This window comes from Exobacillus caeni (genome assembly GCF_005747095.1).
Classification (GTDB): domain Bacteria; phylum Bacillota; class Bacilli; order Bacillales; family Guptibacillaceae; genus Exobacillus; species Exobacillus caeni.
Genome location: NZ_SWLG01000006.1, coordinates 264232 through 277092, shown reverse-complemented (window position 1 = coordinate 277092; position 12861 = coordinate 264232). Strand labels below are relative to the sequence as shown.

Here is a 12861-nt window from a genome sequence, read left to right as displayed (position 1 = left end):
TATATTCAGTAGAGTTTGTAAATAAAAATAAAAGGCGCATATCACGCCTTTTATTTTTTAAGTATTTTTCTTTTGCTTCTTATTTTTTTTATGTTTTTTATTATTGTTCTGATCTGCTGCAAGTTCACTTCCAATCTCTGTATTATGTTTTTGGTTTTGTTTTGAATCGCTCATTCTATCACCTCCTTAAATTATTTTTTCCTTTTTATAAAAAATATATTTAAAATACGGTACGTGAAATTTATGTTTTGCCTTTTAAAGGAGCGCCATTCCAGGCGCACCTTATTCTTAACGATTGCTGTCTTTGTCTTTTGTTACGTCTACCGCAGCCATGTTGTTATACAAGTAAGAGATTGGCGATGATTTATCCGCTTCATCGACAGGATAAAACGCTTCGTTAGCTTCCAAGTTGGCTTTTTCTGTTTCCCGCTTGTTTTTCATGTTTTTATCCTTTGCCATTTTAAATGCCTCCTTTATGATGGTGAGTTATAGTTACATTTCCCTTTTTAGTGAACCTTTACAAACCCCCATTTATGCCAGATACAATTCGTCTAGCTGCTCATAGTATTTGTTTCGCTGTCGTTCAAGCGATTCTTTTTCTTCAATAAATGCCTGCAGTTTTCCAAGATCGTGCTCTTCAGCCATTTCCTTATCTAATAAGAACAGTTTCTCTTCCAACTGTTCCAGTTCCTCTTCGATAGGCTTTGTTGCATCCGCAGGAGATACAGCCTGCTCTTTCATATAATGGCTTTTGGAAATTTCTATTTCCTCTAGTTTCGTATTGACTGATGGTTCTTTATTGATTAGCTCCTTTAGTTTCGGGAACGCCCATGTGTAGTTTCCATCGAACCGGTGTAACCGTTTATCTGCGATCCAATAGGTAGTATGAAACAGTTTGTTTAAAAAATACCGATCATGGGAAACAGCAAGAATGGTACCATTAAAATCTTCAAGAGCTTCCTCCAACACTTCACGTGAATCGATGTCCAGATGGTTTGTAGGTTCGTCAAGGATGAGAAGGTTTACGTCCTGATGCATTAACTGTGCTAATCGTAATCTCATCTTTTCCCCGCCGCTCAACTGAGAAACTTTTCTAAATACTGCCGGGCCGTAAAAAAGGAATTTTGCCAGTATGTGTCTTGCATCTCCTTCAGTTACTGCTACTTGATCCCGAAAAGCTTCGAGCACGGTTTCATTCATATGACTTGCTTCCACATGCTGGGAAAGATATCCGATTTTTACGTTGCTTCCTATTCGCACATCTCCGGCATCAGGGCTCAGTGATTTCATGATCATTTTTAGCATCGTCGTTTTACCACTTCCATTCTCTCCAACAATCGCGATGCGCTCCATATATCGCACATGAAGATTTGCATTTTTAAATAATGTCTTTTTGCCGAAGGTTTTTGAGACATCCTCTAAAAGCAATACATCTTTTCCGCTCCGGTCGTTTTGTTCAAATTGCAGGGCGATCTTCTTTCTTTCCAGGACCGGCCTTTTTAGCTTTTCCATTCGTTCAAGCGCCCTTTCCATGTTCCGTGCTCTTTTATGAAGTGCGGCATTTGGCGGATTGGCCTGGTTAGCCCATTCTCTCAATCGCTTAATTGCCTCTTTCATCTTTTTTATTTTCTTTTGTTGTTCCTGATAAGCATTGAATTCCAGCAACAGTTTTTCCTCTTTTTCTTTTACAAAACCTGAATAGTTATTGTGGTAAACATTTAATTCTCCGTCTTCCAGGTCGAAAATTTTGGTCGTTACTTTATCCAAAAAGTAACGATCATGAGAGATGACGATCACCGCTCCAGCATATTGCGTTAAAAAATCTTCCAACCATTCGACTGCCAAAATATCAAGATGGTTCGTAGGTTCATCTAACAGCAAAACATCTGTTTTTTGCAACAATATAAGACCAAGACATACCTTTGTCTGTTCCCCCCCGCTCAGTTTATGGAACGGCTGATCTAAGAGGCTATTTATCTGTAATCCGTGTGCTACTTTTTGGATATTCGCTTCAACTTCATATCCGCCGATCATGGTGTATTGTTCTTGAAGCTCGCCATACTTTTCTGCTAATTTCTGGAGCAATGTCTTATCGCTTTCAGCTGAAAGCTTTGTTTCTATTTGTTTCATTTCCCTTTCCAGTTCCATTGCATCAGAAAACGCGCTTTCAAGAACGCTTCTGACATAGGTCTCTTTGGAATAAGTGGGTATCTGGGATAAATACCCAATCCTGGTCCCTTTTTTAAGATGGATTTCACCGGTGTCCGGATTCTCTATGCCGGCAATCAATTTGAAAATAGTTGTTTTTCCACTTCCGTTTCTCCCTACCAGGCCTACCCTGTCACCTTCATTTACTTCAAAAGAAAGATTTTCAAAGATAAGATTACCACCGAACATTTTACTTATATTATTTATTGAACTTACGATCATTGTTATTTTCTCCTTTCGAAATAGAAAAAGGCCATGGATAAGATACCTTACCCATGGCCAAAAAGATCCTCTACTTGATGGAATAGAAAAAGAGAGCATCAGGGCTCTCTTTCGTTCCATTATATATGGATTTATGGGGAAAGAGATTACTTACCATTCTGTAGTCATTATGCAATTGTTAAAAAAGGGCATACTTCTCCCGTCAACAACTGCATCATGAAAAATTGCACGGCAAATATGAAGGAATTCTATAAATTGCGTGCGCGCTACAGAATAAATCATCTCTTTTCCACCTCCTGCGTTCGTCATATCCCTTATATTATATCCAATATTTTTGTATCGTTGCAAGGTTTATTGCCGATTTTTTAGTAGTCTCTGTTTAATATATTAGTTTTTCATAACAATCAACCGCACTTTGCTCTACGTTAACCGTTTTCAAGTATCTGAAACCCAACTTTTCCCACATGCTGCGAGCATTTAAATTTTCTGTTAATATCCCTAATCTAACTTTCTCTAAACCTAAGGCCTTCATTTTTAATTCATAATGTTTAAATGCCCTTTTCCCAAAACCGTATCCCTGGTAGTCGCCGTGCAACAGCAAAAGACCCAGCCAGGGTGTTTTATCTTTTGGATTATGAATCATATAGTCGATGACCCCTATATAATTCTCGTTCACTTTAATAAGGCACGTTTCCCGATTATGATCCTGATGTAAATATTCTTTTCTAATCTCCTCCATCGTACGCTGTTCGTGCCCATTTTCCAATCGGTTGTATACAGGATTGGAATTAATGATCTCTTTTAGAAGACCTAATAATTGTTCGTTTACTTTTTCAAAAACGATCATGATTATTCCTCCGTTCCTCTACAGGCAACAAGTTTTCTATATTACATATTACTAAAAATCCCTTATATCTATGTAAAGGAAATAAAGTTTTTTATTTTGAGGATGAACTTTTCGCCATTTTTGTTTTTAACCTCCTCACCTGGATGCGGTTACCTCTTTTATTACAATGTAATATAAATGTAATTAAACTGAACAATCCGCATCATGAAGCAGTTCACAGAAAATAAAAAAATTATTGGAAATGACTACCTGACCAATCCTCCTTGTTTACCTGTTATCCTAATATCGGAAAAATAAAGAGGAGGATTTTACTATGAAAAAACTAGTCTTAACAACAATCAGTTTATGTACGGCATTGGTCTTTTTCGGATCAAATACCGAGGCTGCTTCTGATTACTATGTTCAGCCAGGTGATACTTTATGGGAAATCAGTAACAACTATCAAGTTCCAGTGCCTGCAATTAAGAAGGTTAACCATCTATGGAACAATTATTTGTATGCTGGTCAAAAGTTAACTATTCCATCTGCCATTTCTTCTTATGAAAAGGATTTGTTAGCTAGATTGGTAAACGCTGAAGCCAAAGGGGAGCCGTATGCAGGAAAGGTTGCGGTAGCGACTGTTGTTTTAAATCGCGTCGACAGCTCCGATTTCCCAAACAGTGTCCATAATGTAGTGTATCAAAAAGCATACGGGCATTATGCGTTTACACCTGTGCAAAACGGAGAAATCAACAAACCTGCAAGCTGGTCATCGAAAAAAGCTGTAGAAGAAGCGATTGCATTTCGCGGCCAGGGACAGGATTCCCTGTATTTCTATAACCCAAGAACCGCAACTAGTGATTGGATTACAACAAGAGAAGTGACGGTTACAATCGGAAAGCATCGATTTGCCAAATAATGAAAAAAAGCGCCTACAGCGGCGCTTTTTTTATTCATCTTTACTTAATGTGTTATAGACAGTGGCTGTGAATACTTTCATCCCTGTTTCTAGTACCGAATCGTCGAACTGGAATTTAGGATGATGCAGATCGTATGTTTTTTTGCCGTCTTCTCGAACTCCAAGCCTGAAGTATGTGCTCGGTACATTTGTTGAATAAGCACTAAAATCATCCGCTCCCATAGAGGGCTCTTTTATTTTAACCACATTGTCTTTTCCGAGAACTTCGCTTGCATTTTTCTCCACCCATTTTGTCCATTCTTCATCATTGTTGATTGCGGGATAACCTCTCTGGTAATCAATTGTCGCTTTTCCTCCGTATTCTTCCGCCAGCGTATGGACAAGCTTATTAATTCTTTTTTCTGCAGCATCCCTGGTTTCCTTATAAACAGCTCGTACTGTTCCATGGAGGTTCACTTCATCTGATATAATATTCGGTGCTTTCCCGCCATCAATCTGGCCAACGTTAATAACAAGCGGTTTTACAGGATTATTCCATCTTGCTACAAGAAACTGGAACGCCTTAATAATTTCCGCTCCAATTGCGATAGCGTCCACTGCCTGATGAGGCCTTCCACTGTGACCGGCCTCCCCTTTGACTTTAATCGAAAAATTGTCAGCAGATGAGGTGATGTTGTCATACTTGATGCCAATTTTGCCAAGGTCCACGTAAGGCCATAGGTGGAGTGCCATGATCCTGTCGATATGAGGATGTTCAAGAACTCCGGCTTCTATCATTTTTTTTGCAGCTCCTACTTCTTCAGCTGGCTGGAAGATACATCTCACACTGCCTTTCATATCTTTTTTTCTTTTGTTCAATAGATACACAGTGCCGAGCAATATAGCAGTGTGGGCGTCATGACCGCAAGCATGCATCACTCCCTCATGTTCCGATTCATATGGAAGATCTGTTTGTTCATTCACTGGAAGGGCATCAATATCTGCTCGTACACCGATATCTAAGCCATCTCCCTTTTCTCCCTTAATATCAACAATGACTCCGGTACCGATCATTCGCTCATAAGGTATATCCCACTTTTCAAGGTAGGATATTACAAATTCAGCAGTATCATCCTCTTTATAAGACAGTTCAGGATGCTGGTGAATATGCCGCCTTGCTTCAATAATCTCGTCTAGAAACTGTTCCGTAAGGTCTTTAAATTCCAAATCTGTTTTTGCCATTTTGTTCACTCCCTCGTCCATTCTTTACATACATTCCATTCCCTACTTAGAATTTGGTTTAAACGGTTTTTATTTATTTATTTTTAATACGGTGAATGAAATTTTTATAGCGTTGATTTCCATTCCTGGCAGTTCGCTTTCCGCAGCGATCAGCAGTAACTTACATCGCAGTTTATCGCTTTTGTGCAAAAACAGCTATCTTTTATATATCCGGTTTTTTGAAAAATGGGTGATAATGAACACAAAAAAAAGAAAGGCCGGGAAACAATTCCTCCTTTCTTCTGTATAGTATCTTCATTCTGTTATCGGTTTTCGCCCGGCAAAGCCTTCATCAGTACCGTGATAGTAATTGATTTCTTCTTCACCCTCTTTCCAGCACAACATAATTTCTTCTCCGTCTTTTTGGGCCGGGAAATCAAGAAGCCCCTGGTCAATCGCTTTGATCTCTACTCCTTTTGAGACGATATTCCTAATATATGTTTTAACTTCGATCTCCATAAATTCCATCTGTGTTTCTTTTTTGAACATAATATCGGCATCTGCTCTGGTTTTATGCCTGTATTGCAATGTTTTGTGATGCATTTGCAGTTGCTGGTATAACTCGTTAAATTCCTCTTTTATCTGTTTTATTCTTGCCAATTCTTTTGATACTTCCGGTAAAATTTCGTTCGCTTCCTCTAAAGTAAAATATTTCCTGGCCATGCGCTCACCTCCAATAATGCAATTTTCTTTATGGGGAATCAACAGAATTTTTAATCGATTCAGAATAAAAAACCTCTATTACCATCCTATAAAAATATCAGAAAATTTTCAAATCGCCCTATGCAACTTCTCCTTTAGCAAGCTGTTGCTAAACAGCCAATTGTATCATTTTCCGTCTTGCCGTTTATTTTAATGCATAAAAAAGACCCGCAAAGAATGCCGGGTCTGCTACTTCATTCTACTAATTCTTTCTGCTTGAAAAGATAGTAAGCAAGAATGAGTAAAACTATTATAATTCCGATCGAAACTGATAGCGCAAGAAAAAAGTGGTCCGCTCCTTCACCTGTAGAGACAATACTGCTCGCATGGACAGAAAGCCTTCCGGGGCTCCATGCTAATAACTTTGTTAACGTATGGGATAATGCTGATATAACAAGCAGGCTTCCGATAGATAGAAAGGCTACTATACCTGCATTTTTTAAGATCGTGCTAAAAAAGACCGTTAATGTTACTGCAAATGTTAACCAGAGTCCATAAACGAAGAAAGCCCCGATCGCATTGGTTGCTTCTACTTCACCAATTAATAAAAACGTATAATACCAGCTTCCTGCGTATCCAACCAGATAGGAAAGCCATGTTAATAAAAGCATGGCCGCCCATTTAGCTGATATAAAGGAAAACCTTGACACGGGCCTTGCAAGTATCATACTTGCTGTTCCGCTGGCTCGTTCTCCTGCAACTATTCCCATCGAAGCGAGAACGAGGACTAAAATTCCGATCTGGGAAAACTGTCCGAACGTCGCGGCGATGACATCAGGTGCAGGAGGTATTGGAATCGAAATTTCTGAGCCTTCGGGAAGCTCTCCAGCGGTTGCTAGAATATCAGGCAAATAGTAGGTTGTGATGGGCTGCATCAAGCCTAAAATAAGAAAAACACTCGGCATCCATAACCACTTATAATTACGCCAGCTTTCCATACATTCTTTTTTGAACAATATAAACCACTGGCCCATTATTCCGTCACCTTCTTAATAAACAAATCTTCTAACGAGGTATACCCCACTTTAAATGTCTTCACTTTTATATTAAAGGAAAGTATATCCTTCAAAATCTGATTTCTTGCTTCATCGACATCGTTTACTTCTATGCGAATTTCTGCTCTTGTTGAAGCAACGTTTGCAACGAATGCATAGGTTTCTAGCTGTCCAAGCCATTCTTCATTTTTTTCAGCTGTTTCGATCACGATAACCGGTTGCTGATGTTCTTCCTGAAGTTCTTGAAGCGTACCGGATAATACGATTTCCCCATTTCGGATAATATAAATATCGTCACTCACTTCTTCCGCATCATGTAAGATGTGGGTTGAAAATAAAATAGTTGTTTTTTCTTTCAGTTTGCGGATCATTTCAAGGACTTCATAACGACCGACAGGATCCAGTGCTGAAACCGGTTCATCTAATATTAACAGTTTCGGATCATGGATCATTGCCTGGGCCAGTCCGAGCCTTTGTTTCATGCCTCCCGAATACGTGCTTATCCTTCTTTTTGCAGCTTCTTCAATCCCCATCATTTTTAGAAGCTCTTCTGCCTTTTCTTTTGCTTCACCATCTGGTAAACCACTTAATTCCGCAGCATAAACAAGGTATTCCTTTCCAGTCATCCAACGGTAAAAAGCAGGATATTGCGGTAAATAACCAATTAAGTTTCGGTAATCTCTTTCTTCTGATCCTTCGAATTGAATCGTTCCGAATGTCGGCTTCAATAAACCTGCAAGCATTTTAATCGTTGTCGTTTTCCCTGCTCCGTTCGGCCCTAATAAAGCGATGCATTTTCCCTTATCGATCGAAAGAGAAACGTTGTTAACAGCGGTGTTATCCGCGAAATGTTTAGTAAGATCAGTAACTGTTACCAGACTCACTTAGCGCTTCCTCCCGATAACAAAGTATAGAATCGGTCCAAGAAAACCGATGAAAAGGATAACAAGGACCCATAGCCATTTAGGCCCGTTTGTATCGTCTGATTTAATAACATCAACAAGCGCAACTATCATTAAGATAAATTCCAATATGATGACAGGAGCAATTAACGCCCAATTCAAATCCACTAGCCTTCCCCCTCATTAGACATTTAGAAAATCATCTAAATTATAACTTTATAACTACAAATACGCAATCCTTTTTTTGTAAAGTTATGCTAAAATTCCCTGAAAATACTTGAATAAAAGCAAAAACCTATCAAACAGAAAAAATTTAACAAAAAAGAATCCTTTTCTTTTATTCGAAAAGGATTTCTAACAATGGTTTTGCTTTTCAAGAATAATATTATCTAATTCAATCAGGAATGGAACTAAGATGGGTACAGGAATTTTTTCCTCTATTGCTTTTATTTCCGCTATCTCTTCAGCTTCTTCGAGTGTTTCAGGTGGATGTTCAAGAGTTACCATCCACTCTTTCAGCAAATTTGTAAACATATAAAAATTTTCTTCAAAGTTCACTGTCACTTCTGTGTTTTGATCTAAATTAGTCTCCATTAGCCGCCAATCGCTAAGGACTTGTTCCAGTGCATCGCTCATCTTTTTATACAACCAATTACTCCTCCTTAACCTTTTCTTTTATTAAAAAATACGCCGCTTCTTAAGCGGCTTAATAAGGAACATGTTCAAAATCGGTTTCGTCAACGGGATCATCTTTCGTATCTTCAATAACTTGATTCAAGATGTTGCGAAGCTGAAGCAATGCATCAACACCTTTTACTTTCAGATATGGTACTGATTCACCTTTTTCAGGGGTCATAAAGAGTTCGAGAACTAAATCATTGTCAACTTCTTCAATCCGATAGACATACGGGCCAAAAGCTAAGACGTGTTTTACAGCAGCCATGCCGACCGCCCCCCTGCTTTATATTAAGAAGATATTATCTTCTCACTATTATTATAACCCATTTTAAACAGACCAACCCCTTTTTATTTGACAATTCTGAAAAAATTAAAGGTTTAATTTTGAACGAAATATGTTGCCCTTCAAATTCTTCGTTATATTGTATAGAATAGTTAAGTGAGGAAACTTAAGTTACATACAGGAGGTAAGAAAATTGCCAAAAGTTATTGTACCAGAAAAAGGAACATTTGAAGTTGAAGAGGGAAAAAAGTTAGTTTTAGCATTAGAAGACAATGGCGTGGATATCCTTCACCGCTGTGGTGGAAAAGCTAAATGTACAACATGCCGTGTAGAAGTCATCGATGGAGATTTTGGAGAGCTTACTGAAATTGAAAAGGAAGCCTTTAAACGAAAAGGTGTTGAAGAAAACTTACGTTTATCCTGTCAGGTTAGAGTGAACGGTGACTGTGAAGTACGCCCTATTAAAACAGAATCCGAAACAGGACTTGATGCAGGGCCGAGACCTGAAAAGTAACAATACCTAAACCACCAGTAAGATGGTGGTTTTTCTCTACTTTGTAGGAGGGTAACCGTTTTATAAAACTTTAGTTTAACAGGAGGTTAGAAATGCCACCTTTAAAAATTGGAATGGCCGGAATCGGACGGCTTGGTACTGCTCTTATGAAGCAGTTTGACCAAGTGAAAATAGGCACTTACGTATACCATCCCGATATTAAAAAAGCACAGAATTTTTCAAGACAATTCCAACATAGCAACAAACTGGAAGCTATTACTGATATAGAAAAACTTGACATATTTTTACTGGTATTGCCTGCTTCTAAAATCGAGGAGTTTTTCGATTCACTTCTGGAACAAAACCTCTTGTTATCCAACATTTTGTTCGTTAATCTGGCAACTTCCAAACAAACATCTGAATTGCGTCAGAAATATCCAGACCTTAAATTAATGGGTATGAAGTTTATGGGTCATGCACAGGATCTGTTGGAACATGGAAAAGGGCTTTTTATTACCCCAGAACGAAATAATGTTGGTGAAAAATGCTTAGGAGTTGTAAACCTATTCAATAAAATAGGTGACGTTTGTTATGATGATGAAGCTGTCGTAGAAAAAATTAACCGTCGGGCAACCTGGTATGCTATCAAAGCATCCAAGGAGTTAGAAAACAGTTTTACTGCAGAAGGGATTAAACCTATTTATATAACCAAAGCAATGGATTCGGTTTTACCTGAAGTAATCCGTTCCTATTCAAAAGGGAATCTCGGGCATTTTGGCAATCAAATAGCTTTGGAAATGGAAAATAATAGAAAAGACAAGTAAACCAAATTAGGGACAAAAGTATTTTTAACCAAAGGAAAATCCGAACTATTCAAATTCTGATGAAAGAATTTTGAACCATAGTTCGGATATTCCGCAAGTTTTCTTCCACTATCTCAAATGATAATGGGATGCCTAAGCCCGCTACAAATATACAATTCGCTAGAGCAGGAAAAGCTCAGTTCCTTTAGCAAAAGATAATGTTCGACATCGTTTTTAATTTTGAATATCTCTTCGTCTTGCCTAAAGACTTTCCGGTCAGCGAGTTTTATTTGATCTTTTCATACACTGCAAAATAATAATCGTAAGGATTTTTTTCATCCTTAATGCCTTTTTCTTTTGAAATAGTTTTCCAATTTGAAAAATCGACCGGCGGAAAGTAAGTATCCCCTTCAAAAACTTCTTCAATTTCAGTAATATAGAGCCTATCAGCAAAACGCAGCGTTTCGTCAAACAATCCTGCTCCGCCAATGATGAAAATCTCATCATCACGCACTGATTCCATCTTTTTAATTTCATCGACCGAATGAAGAATCGTACAGCCTGGTGCAACAAAATCCCTACTTCTCGTAACGACAAAATTTTCCCGTCCGGGCAGAGCTCGGCCTATCGATTCGTGGGTTTTTCTTCCCATAACAATAGGATGCCCCATTGTTAGTCTCTTAAAATATGCCAGATCGGCTGGAAGCCTCCAGGGCAAATCGTTATCTTTGCCGATCACTCTGTTCTTATCCATTGCGACTAAAAAGGAAATCATAGTTTGTAAAACCCCTTTCAGAAAATAAACCTGTAACTCCACATTCCGGAGCAAAAATAACAAAATTAAAGACTAAACTGCAACAGGCGCTTTAATTGCCGGATGAGGATCATATCCTTCAATCTTAATATCCTCCATCTCAAAGTCAAAAACAGATTTCACATCCGGATTGAGTTTAAGTTTTGGAAGTGGCCTTGTGTCACGGCTTAACTGCGTATTAACTTGATTCAGATGATTTGAATAAAGATGGGCATCACCCAATGTATGAACAAAGTCTCCAACTTCTAAACCACATTCATGAGCAATCAGATGTGTAAGAAGCGCATAGCTGGCAATATTGAAAGGAACTCCTAAAAATACATCACCTGAACGCTGATACAATTGACAGCTTAACTTTCCATCCGCCACGTAAAATTGAAAAAGTGTATGGCATGGTGGCAAAAGTGCCTCACCATGTGAGAATTGATTCGCATTCCAGCTTACTACTAGATGCCTGCGGCTGTCAGGATTTGTTTTGATTTGTTCAATGACATCTTTTAGCTGATCCGTTGATCCGTATGGTCCCTGGAAACTTCTCCACTGGGCACCATAAGCAGCTGCGCCAATCGACCCCCATTTTTCTGCAAATTCATCATCCTCTAAAATGCGACTGCAGAATCTATCTAATTCATTTTTATAAATCTTCCTAAACTCATCATCATGCTGAGCGCGATGGGCAAAACCAGCCATATCAGGCCCCTTATATTCTTCAGATTCTACATACTTTTTAAATGGCCATTCATCCCAAATATGATTATTATGTTGAAGTAAATATCTTATATTGGTATCCCCTTTAATGAACCATAAAAGTTCACTTGCAATTAAACGGAACGGAACCCGTTTTGTCGTTAATAAAGGAAATCCCTCCTTTAAATCAAATCGCATTTGATAACCAAAAACGGAAATTGTTCCTGTTCCTGTTCTGTCTTCTTTTTTGGTTCCGGTATGTAAGATATGTTTACATAAATCCTGGTATTGCTTCATTATTTTCTCCTTTCATCCGTACAATTATCTTTCATTTTACCATACTGTGTGCACCATTTACCTTGCAAATCATATGTTAATTATTGAAAAAAACGGTGTAAAGGAGAGCAAAGCCAATGGCATCTAAAAAAGACAAACTGCCAAAAATTTTTGAGGATCCAGTGGTAAAGCAGTGGCTGAATTCTTTTGATGATTTTTGGAAAGATCCCTTTCAAAATTTTTTCCCTGGTAGATCTTTTCGAGTAGATATTTACGAAACAAATGCTGATGTCATCGTAGAGGCTGAAATTCCGGGAGTGAAAAGAGAACAGATCGATGTAGAGGTATTGAACGAAGGAATTAGAATTTCTGTTGAAAACGATAACAGGATTGAAGAAATAAATGAGAACCATAAATATTACCGTAAAGAAAGATCGTATGAAAGAATGGAAAGAATTGTTCCTCTTCCTTATCATGTTTCTCCCAAAAATACGAAAGCCAGATATCAAAACGGTGTATTGGAAGTTCGCATTCCTAAATCCGATATCAAAGGTAACAAACAACGGTTCCTGGATATTGAATAGTATTTTCCCTGAGAATCAAAAAAACACATGCCAACTAATGATAGTAAACGGCATGTGTTTTTCAATTTTCAAAATAAGTCTCTTTTGGCATATTTTGTTGCTTAATAAGCTACAAATTATAGATGTACGGTGACGCAATTGCAGTATTCCTTTCCACTCCGGGCAGTTCGCTTTCCGCGGGCAACGCTTCAGCTGTTGCTTATCCTGCA

At 38.2% G+C, this 12861-nt stretch carries 17 protein-coding genes; 4 read left to right on the top strand and 13 right to left on the bottom strand.

Annotation, left to right across the window (positions count from 1 at the left end; genetic code table 11):
* Positions 1-288: 288 nt before the first annotated feature.
* The 4 genes from FCL54_RS23945 to FCL54_RS10505 form a co-directional block, all read right to left on the bottom strand.
* Positions 289-459 carry a hypothetical protein gene (locus FCL54_RS23945; protein ID WP_171016775.1) on the bottom strand — a complete coding sequence of 57 codons (171 nt, stop codon included), beginning with the start codon at positions 457-459 and terminating at the stop codon, positions 289-291.
* A 72-nt stretch (positions 460-531) separates the two neighbouring features.
* Positions 532-2430, bottom strand: coding sequence for a ribosomal protection-like ABC-F family protein (gene abc-f, locus FCL54_RS10510; protein ID WP_138126102.1), 1899 nt, complete (start codon positions 2428-2430; stop codon positions 532-534).
* Positions 2431-2580: 150 nt separating this feature from the next.
* Positions 2581-2712, bottom strand: a complete 132-nt coding sequence (locus FCL54_RS24610) for an RAxF-45 family protein (RefSeq protein WP_281281365.1) — start codon at positions 2710-2712, stop codon at positions 2581-2583.
* Between the two features lie 97 nt (positions 2713-2809).
* Complete coding sequence (locus FCL54_RS10505; protein ID WP_138126100.1) at positions 2810-3277, bottom strand: GNAT family N-acetyltransferase; 468 nt, start codon at positions 3275-3277, stop codon at positions 2810-2812.
* 313 nt (positions 3278-3590) lie between these two features.
* Between FCL54_RS10505 and FCL54_RS10500 the strand changes: the two genes are divergently transcribed.
* The gene (locus FCL54_RS10500; protein ID WP_138126098.1) at positions 3591-4175 is read left to right on the top strand and encodes a cell wall hydrolase; all 585 of its coding nucleotides are present in this window, start codon (positions 3591-3593) and stop codon (positions 4173-4175) included.
* A gap of 30 nt (positions 4176-4205) precedes the next feature.
* On the opposite strand, the gene FCL54_RS10495 is transcribed toward FCL54_RS10500, so the two are convergent.
* From FCL54_RS10495 to FCL54_RS10465, 7 genes are all read right to left on the bottom strand, one after another.
* Positions 4206-5396, bottom strand: a complete 1191-nt coding sequence (locus tag FCL54_RS10495; protein ID WP_138126096.1) for a M20 metallopeptidase family protein — start codon at positions 5394-5396, stop codon at positions 4206-4208.
* A 294-nt stretch (positions 5397-5690) separates the two neighbouring features.
* Positions 5691-6098, bottom strand: coding sequence for a DUF2203 domain-containing protein (locus FCL54_RS10490; RefSeq protein WP_138126094.1), 408 nt, complete (start codon positions 6096-6098; stop codon positions 5691-5693).
* A 233-nt stretch (positions 6099-6331) separates the two neighbouring features.
* Positions 6332-7111, bottom strand: a complete 780-nt coding sequence (locus FCL54_RS10485) for an ABC transporter permease (protein WP_138126092.1) — start codon at positions 7109-7111, stop codon at positions 6332-6334.
* A complete protein-coding gene (locus FCL54_RS10480) occupies positions 7111-8016 on the bottom strand; it encodes an ABC transporter ATP-binding protein (RefSeq protein ID WP_138126090.1) in 906 nt (301 codons plus the stop codon). The genes FCL54_RS10485 and FCL54_RS10480 overlap by 1 nt, the downstream gene beginning before the upstream one ends.
* Positions 8017-8202: a PLD nuclease N-terminal domain-containing protein gene (locus FCL54_RS10475; protein ID WP_246055205.1), complete on the bottom strand. Its 186-nt coding sequence runs from the start codon at positions 8200-8202 to the stop codon at positions 8017-8019. It lies immediately after the preceding gene.
* Positions 8203-8388: 186 nt separating this feature from the next.
* Entirely contained in the window at positions 8389-8682 is a 294-nt protein-coding gene (locus tag FCL54_RS10470; RefSeq protein WP_138126088.1) for a hypothetical protein, read from the bottom strand.
* Between the two features lie 58 nt (positions 8683-8740).
* Positions 8741-8977, bottom strand: coding sequence for a hypothetical protein (locus FCL54_RS10465; protein WP_138126086.1), 237 nt, complete (start codon positions 8975-8977; stop codon positions 8741-8743).
* Positions 8978-9188: 211 nt separating this feature from the next.
* On the opposite strand from FCL54_RS10465, the gene FCL54_RS10460 reads away from it, so the two are divergent.
* Both FCL54_RS10460 and FCL54_RS10455 read left to right on the top strand, forming a co-directional pair.
* Positions 9189-9509 (top strand): 2Fe-2S iron-sulfur cluster-binding protein, encoded by a 321-nt coding sequence (locus FCL54_RS10460; protein ID WP_138126084.1) that lies wholly within the window; start codon positions 9189-9191, stop codon positions 9507-9509.
* 92 nt (positions 9510-9601) lie between these two features.
* Positions 9602-10312 carry a Rossmann-fold NAD(P)-binding domain-containing protein gene (locus tag FCL54_RS10455; protein ID WP_138126082.1) on the top strand — a complete coding sequence of 237 codons (711 nt, stop codon included), beginning with the start codon at positions 9602-9604 and terminating at the stop codon, positions 10310-10312.
* Between the two features lie 265 nt (positions 10313-10577).
* On the opposite strand, the gene FCL54_RS10450 is transcribed toward FCL54_RS10455, so the two are convergent.
* Positions 10578-11066 (bottom strand): dihydrofolate reductase, encoded by a 489-nt coding sequence (locus FCL54_RS10450; protein ID WP_138126080.1) that lies wholly within the window; start codon positions 11064-11066, stop codon positions 10578-10580.
* 72 nt (positions 11067-11138) lie between these two features.
* Positions 11139-12089: a thymidylate synthase gene (locus FCL54_RS10445; RefSeq protein ID WP_138126078.1), complete on the bottom strand. Its 951-nt coding sequence runs from the start codon at positions 12087-12089 to the stop codon at positions 11139-11141.
* 116 nt (positions 12090-12205) lie between these two features.
* Between FCL54_RS10445 and FCL54_RS10440 the strand changes: the two genes are divergently transcribed.
* Positions 12206-12652, top strand: coding sequence for an Hsp20/alpha crystallin family protein (locus FCL54_RS10440; protein ID WP_138126076.1), 447 nt, complete (start codon positions 12206-12208; stop codon positions 12650-12652).
* The last annotated feature ends 209 nt before the right edge of the window (positions 12653-12861 follow it).

Coding starts and splice junctions, on each gene's coding strand:
- FCL54_RS23945 (WP_171016775.1), bottom strand. CDS start 459: ATGGCAAAGGATAAAAACATGAAAAACAAGCGGGAAACAGAAAAAGCC.
- abc-f (WP_138126102.1), bottom strand. CDS start 2,430: ATGATCGTAAGTTCAATAAATAATATAAGTAAAATGTTCGGTGGTAAT.
- FCL54_RS24610 (WP_281281365.1), bottom strand. CDS start 2,712: ATGATTTATTCTGTAGCGCGCACGCAATTTATAGAATTCCTTCATATT.
- FCL54_RS10505 (WP_138126100.1), bottom strand. CDS start 3,277: ATGATCGTTTTTGAAAAAGTAAACGAACAATTATTAGGTCTTCTAAAA.
- FCL54_RS10500 (WP_138126098.1), top strand. CDS start 3,591: ATGAAAAAACTAGTCTTAACAACAATCAGTTTATGTACGGCATTGGTC.
- FCL54_RS10495 (WP_138126096.1), bottom strand. CDS start 5,396: ATGGCAAAAACAGATTTGGAATTTAAAGACCTTACGGAACAGTTTCTA.
- FCL54_RS10490 (WP_138126094.1), bottom strand. CDS start 6,098: ATGGCCAGGAAATATTTTACTTTAGAGGAAGCGAACGAAATTTTACCG.
- FCL54_RS10485 (WP_138126092.1), bottom strand. CDS start 7,111: ATGGGCCAGTGGTTTATATTGTTCAAAAAAGAATGTATGGAAAGCTGG.
- FCL54_RS10465 (WP_138126086.1), bottom strand. CDS start 8,977: ATGGCTGCTGTAAAACACGTCTTAGCTTTTGGCCCGTATGTCTATCGG.
- FCL54_RS10455 (WP_138126082.1), top strand. CDS start 9,602: ATGCCACCTTTAAAAATTGGAATGGCCGGAATCGGACGGCTTGGTACT.
- FCL54_RS10450 (WP_138126080.1), bottom strand. CDS start 11,066: ATGATTTCCTTTTTAGTCGCAATGGATAAGAACAGAGTGATCGGCAAA.
- FCL54_RS10445 (WP_138126078.1), bottom strand. CDS start 12,089: ATGAAGCAATACCAGGATTTATGTAAACATATCTTACATACCGGAACC.
- FCL54_RS10440 (WP_138126076.1), top strand. CDS start 12,206: ATGGCATCTAAAAAAGACAAACTGCCAAAAATTTTTGAGGATCCAGTG.